General features: G+C 41.5%; 6 protein-coding genes. 3 read left to right on the top strand and 3 right to left on the bottom strand.

Annotated elements, in window-relative coordinates:
- Both KDK15_RS14970 and KDK15_RS14965 read right to left on the bottom strand, forming a co-directional pair.
- On the bottom strand, positions 1-650 hold a 650-nt coding region (locus KDK15_RS14970; RefSeq protein WP_257296190.1), incomplete at its 3' end, for a hypothetical protein.
- Positions 651-986: 336 nt separating this feature from the next.
- On the bottom strand, positions 987-1,724 hold the full coding sequence (locus KDK15_RS14965) for a hypothetical protein (protein WP_257296189.1): 738 nt from the start codon (positions 1,722-1,724) through the stop codon (positions 987-989).
- 398 nt (positions 1,725-2,122) lie between these two features.
- Here KDK15_RS14965 and KDK15_RS14960 point away from each other — a divergent pair, with 398 nt between their 5' ends.
- Positions 2,123-2,818 carry a hypothetical protein gene (locus tag KDK15_RS14960; protein WP_257296188.1) on the top strand — a complete coding sequence of 232 codons (696 nt, stop codon included), beginning with the start codon at positions 2,123-2,125 and terminating at the stop codon, positions 2,816-2,818.
- Here the strand turns inward: KDK15_RS14960 and KDK15_RS14955 are convergent.
- Entirely contained in the window at positions 2,815-2,973 is a 159-nt protein-coding gene (locus tag KDK15_RS14955) for a hypothetical protein (protein ID WP_257296187.1), read from the bottom strand. The genes KDK15_RS14960 and KDK15_RS14955 overlap by 4 nt on opposite strands.
- Before the next feature lie 381 nt (positions 2,974-3,354).
- Between KDK15_RS14955 and KDK15_RS14950 the strand changes: the two genes are divergently transcribed.
- A complete protein-coding gene (locus tag KDK15_RS14950) occupies positions 3,355-3,789 on the top strand; it encodes a hypothetical protein (RefSeq protein ID WP_257296186.1) in 435 nt (144 codons plus the stop codon).
- 179 nt (positions 3,790-3,968) lie between these two features.
- Positions 3,969-4,610, top strand: a complete 642-nt coding sequence (locus KDK15_RS14945; protein ID WP_257296185.1) for a hypothetical protein — start codon at positions 3,969-3,971, stop codon at positions 4,608-4,610.
- The last annotated feature ends 51 nt before the right edge of the window (positions 4,611-4,661 follow it).

Here is a 4,661-nt window from a genome sequence, read left to right as displayed (position 1 = left end):
ACCTCTTCTAACTGGTGCTTATCCTGTAAATGCTCGGTAATGCTTTTGTCAATATTCTCTTTTACAGATATAAAGCACTTGATTTGTGATTTTTTATACCCGGTGGTTAACCATTCTGAATGGCATTTGTACTGTTCATAATCTTTTTCCCTGAATTCAGGCGGTTTGAATGTACCGTTCTTGAGCAGATGTCCTGATGTTGTTTTCCGATATTTCGGATGGGTGCAGTCAGCTTTTTCCAGCAATCTCCTTTTCAGTGATCTGTGGTCAGGCAGGCATTTAACAAGCAATTCATCCGGCTTGACAGCATTCTTCTTTAAGGCGTTTGTTTTGGCATTTTCTTTATACGCAGCGAGCGTATCGGGATTTATAATGCCAACGGTGACGTGGTCCGGTCTTAATATCGAGGGCACGTCTTCCATTATCAGGATGACGGGTCTTGGCCCTTTTGGTAACTCATCGTGATGGTCAAGATAAACCGACTCATTGTTGAATCTTGTATGAAATGATTCCGCATCGCACATATTAATCTGTCGAGCACCTAACGTGCCTGCCTTCACAGCATCCAGCAATTCCTGTCTTAGCTGCTCTTTGTTACCTGGGAACTGGCAGTGTGCAGTTTCATCGTTTGAATTTTTTCCAGGTTGCACTGGGCAATTCCCAAGGTTCGTAAACGATACTGTCGAGAATGAATTTGCTGCTTTTGGTAATGAATCCATATCAATAATACATAGAGTAATCAGAAAAACAGGGTGATGACGGTGGAAAGTATTGGCATTAAGGTTCGTTTAAAACCGGCAAAATATTTGACTTTTTTTTTTATCAAAAAGTTCCTGCAGTTTGAACTCGGGTTGTCTGGTAGTTGAAGCCTTGGATGGGTGAACCGGGCTCTTAATGCGAATAAATCTCATTGGCAAGCCCTGATTTAGAGGCCTTGAACCACAGTTGTATCCAATGCAGGCAGGACTCAGTTACCGCTAAACGACTCAAACCATTAAAAACATTCGCTTGTTAAAATCCAGAGATTCTATTCCCGCTGTAATATCCTGATGCTGATCATTAATTAATTCTTCACACAATATTTTATTATTCAACCAATGCTCTCTAAAATTGATCACACATCTGGATTCATCTTCACCTGTGCGATCACTATTTGTCTGATTAAATGGTAATGACAAATCACTCATGCGTTTAAAAATAGTTCTCACTGAATTAACAATTTGTTGATGCATTATTTGAGCATAACCAAGTCGTAGCTCTCTCAGGCAAAAGTCCTCTTCTGGATTATGGCGAGGATCATTCCGGGGGTATCCTGGAGAGGACAGAATGGGTAGCCCTCTATCGGGTTGAGGGTCATAACGATACCAACTTTCAGGCAGACCACTAGCTTCATCAGCAAACGCCTGAGTCAGGTCATTCAACTCGCTTATTTTAGTTAATGATTGCTCTGGTGTAATACCTTTATGTGTCATTTCTTTTAGAAGTGAATTCAAATATTGCGACAGCTCTCTTGCCCTGGGAGAATTTTCCAAATGAGGTCCTGTGGTAAAATCAAACATTTCCTGACTCACTGGAATCGCTAATGGAATTGAAACTTTCCATTCACTTATACGCTTTGAAATGCGCTCTCCCAGATGAACATCCAAATGTTGAACAAAGTTTTCACTGGCTAATTCTACATTTCTGGCAACAGAGTCAGTAAAGGCTCTTATGGCAGAATACACGACACAGGTGTCCTCCCGGTACCCTTCATATTGAAACCAGAAGGCATCAGTATACGATAGCCTTACCCCTGTATCTACCAAGACAATACTCATGACTAAAAGACAACCATTTTTCATATATAACACGCAGGCACTTCGACAGTGCCTCGTGTCGAATGGTTCAAAATTCGGGAAATATGCTGAAAGAGATTATTGATGTTGTATCAATGACTTCATTATCAGTCACCTGAGCGCCCCCATTTTCCTCATCCGTGAAACGATGGCTTTCGAAGTGTGCTAAGCGTAATGATAAAACGACTAAAAACTTCCTTCAGCAGCCAACGGTGCCGATTGCTATTGTAAGCCCTGAATTAAATAGTGAACTACTTCAACGAAATACACCTCTTGCAGGAAAGGAGTTGGATGTTAAAGCTGCTGCTTCCGGCTCTGGTGAATCTCTGAGCATCTCTCATGATAAGTCTTACGCACAGTCCGAGAAAACCAAGGCTTCCAAACGAGCCTGGGCACAGTCCAAGAAAGGGCAGGCTTACGCTCAGTCCGAAAAACGGAAGGCTTACCAGAGGATTTACCAGAAGGCTTACTATGAAATTTTGAAGAATACCGGTGATGAAGAACAAGCAAAATGGTCTATTATCCCCTGTTTAATTGATGAGGAATGCACAGTGGAATTTACTGAAGAATATGAAGATGTCCTTCAAAATCTTGAATACCCGATTATGAATTTCTATTACCAGAACCCTATTCTGGAGGATTGGGATGTCAAACGGGCACTTGAAGCCACCATTGAGCACTACCGGGCGGAGTTCGTAAACAGACCTTCGAAGACGAAGAACCTGTCATTATTTGAACAGCAACTAAGCAGTCAGCTGATTACGATCTGTGAATGGCGCCTTGGGCGAGCCACCCTGGATGACGTGGCAGCGATGACCGAGGGATATACCTACCAGTTTAAGGAAGATGACTTTATAAAAACGTCTGAAGAACTTCAAAAGTGTTTGAAGCGGATTATCAAGTCAGTCAAACGATGGAACCGGGTGGGAGGTAAGCAGGGCTATTTGAACTTTACTGCACAATATTTTTCGCCCCCTCATTAGCCCACATCACCAATGGTGCGGTCGATCCGGGAAATATCCTGAAAGAGATTGTTGACGTTGCCATCAATGATCTCATTGCTTGTCACCTGACCATCGCCATCTTCCTTGAGGCATTGGCTTTCGAAGAGTTTTACATCGCTATTTTTGATAGCCACAGCAAGTCCTTATGCATGTTTAGCATAAATAGTGAATGGGTTGTTTCAGGAAGGAACTTTATATAAGAAAGAGTGGTCTTAAGCTGAAATTCAATATTTCAATATTTAAATATTTCAATGGATAGACTTAACTCTTCTGCTCATTTTGATGCAGTCACTAATCACCCTGCTTATTTTCAAGATACTACTTTTTCTGAATCTGGCACATCATGTCAGGCCTTCTCCCGTGATGTTGTAGAAGTAGCTAATGTTCTGTGTTCTATTCGTTCTGATAAAACGACTAAAAACTTCCTTCAGCAACCAGCGGTGCCGATTGCTATTATTAGCCCTCAACTAAATTGTGAACTGCCTCAACGAAATACACCTCTTCCAGGAAATGAGTTGGGTTTTAAAGCTTCTGATTCCGGCTCTGGTGAAGCTCTGGACATCTCTCATGATAAGGCTTACGCACGGTCCGAGAAACGGAAGGCTTCCAATAAAGCTTGGGCACAGTCACAGAGAGGGAAGGCTTACCATAAAGCTTACCAGAAGGTTTACGCACAGACCGAAAAAGGGAAGGCTGCGAAACGAGCTTACGAACAGTCCGAGAAAGGGAAGGCTTCCCGGAAGGCTTACAACCAGTCCCATCAAGGGAATTACGAGCGGAAGGCTTACCGGAAGGCTTACCGGAAGGCTTACGATAGAGTTTTCAAGAATACCGGTGATAAAGAACAAGCAAGAATCGCTGGAAGGCAAGCTTCCGCCTTTATAAGAGAATCGAATAAAGCAAAAAATAATGAGCTTGAATCAACCTCTATTTCTCCCGTCCTGCCCTAAGGCCTCAGTCTTCCTCATCTGTGAGACCCCTCACTTTCGAAGCGCTTAACGTCGCTGTTATTAATAGCCATAGGATATCCTTATGCTTAGTTGACATAAACATCGATTGGGATTTGTTAGGGAGGAACTTTTATAAGAAGGAATAGTCCAAATCATTAATTCAATAAATCAACAATTCAATGGCTGATCCATATTCTGACTCAAACTCGTTGTATTCGAGATTTCAGAAAGCGTATAAGAAAGCGTATAAGTCTGTTATGCCGAATGAAAGATTGGCTTTTAAAAACTGGCCGCAGCAACGTGGTTTAGTATTCGGGCTGCGAGTTGATCAAACTGCACCATGTAAATATGTAAACCCCTTAATTCCATACGGTGAAAGCTTCCATAATCCATTAAGTGATTCCCGTTTTAAAAAAATGTCAGTCAGGGTTATTTATTCTCAGGAATCTGAACAAAGTGAGACGTTAGAATTATCACATAAACCCAGGGCATACCAGGAGACTAACCAAAATACCAGAATTATTACCAGCCAACCCGAATTAAGAATTGATCAGGCTTGGAGTATGGTCGGTGAAGCGAATTCTCACTCAGACTTTTTAAATGTTAATCATCCTCTACTTGCCTCATCGTTGAAAAATACGACTGGAAATAGTTTTTCAGGTTCAGAGAAATCAACCTCGCAAAGCTCATCAGTTGTTGATATTCATCACAATTCTGGTGAAAGTTCTAATCCCTTGTCCAATAATCAAAACTATGTTTATCCATTTTCTACACCAATGGTGCCAATATCTATTATTCCCCCTCAACTAAATCTAAAGTAACTATTCAGCACCCATCAAAAGCTGACTGTTATAATTCTGAACAGCTCTAAT

It is taken from the genome of Endozoicomonas sp. YOMI1 (assembly GCF_024606345.1).
Classification (GTDB): domain Bacteria; phylum Pseudomonadota; class Gammaproteobacteria; order Pseudomonadales; family Endozoicomonadaceae; genus Endozoicomonas.
The sequence above is the reverse complement of the archived record's forward strand: the minus strand, read 5'-3'. Positions and strand labels throughout refer to the sequence as shown.

What these genes read in the sequence shown, in the direction of transcription:
- KDK15_RS14945 (WP_257296185.1), top strand. Translation starts at nt 3,969, where the DNA reads ATGGCTGATCCATATTCTGACTCAAACTCGTTGTATTCGAGATTTCAG.